Raw genomic sequence first — 592 nt, forward strand, 5'->3', positions numbered from 1 at the left:
TTCATGGAGGATGCAGGCCAAGACGTGTCTTGAGGAAAGGACAAGAACGACAACCCGATGCGGTTGTCGCGTGTTGCATGATGCGTGAACCGTGCTGCGGCGGCATAGCGGCAAAAAAAACCGGCCAATTGGCCGGTTTTTTTTTACTGCCAGAAGGGAGCGATTATTTTTCGAGAATCGCTACCACACCCTGACCACCCGCGGCACACACGGAGATCAGTGCGCGGCCGGAGCCTTTTTCGTTCAGCAGCTTGGCGGCGTTGGCGATGATACGGCCACCGGTAGCCGCGAACGGGTGACCGGCTGCCAGGGAGGAACCTTTCACGTTCAGTTTGCTGCGATCGATGCTGCCCAGCGCCTTGTCGCGACCCAGCTTCTCTTTACAGAAGCTTTCGTCTTCCCACATTTTCAGAGTGGTCAGTACCTGGGAAGCAAACGCTTCATGGATTTCATAGAAGTCGAAGTCCTGCAGGGTGATGCCGGCCTTGTCGAGCATGCTCGGCACGCCATAAGCGGGCGCCATCAGCAGGCCTTCTTTCTTGCCGATGAAATCAACGGCGGCGGCTTCGCCCAGGGTCAGGTAAGCCAGAAC

The 592-nt window shown here is 57.1% G+C and carries 1 pseudogene; it reads right to left on the reverse strand.

Annotated features, from left to right (window positions below):
- Positions 1-163: 163 nt before the first annotated feature.
- Positions 164-592 (reverse strand): annotated as a pseudogene (locus A3730_RS01990) (acetyl-CoA C-acyltransferase); the annotation flags it as partial.

It is taken from the genome of Alcanivorax sp. HI0044, from assembly GCF_001634945.1.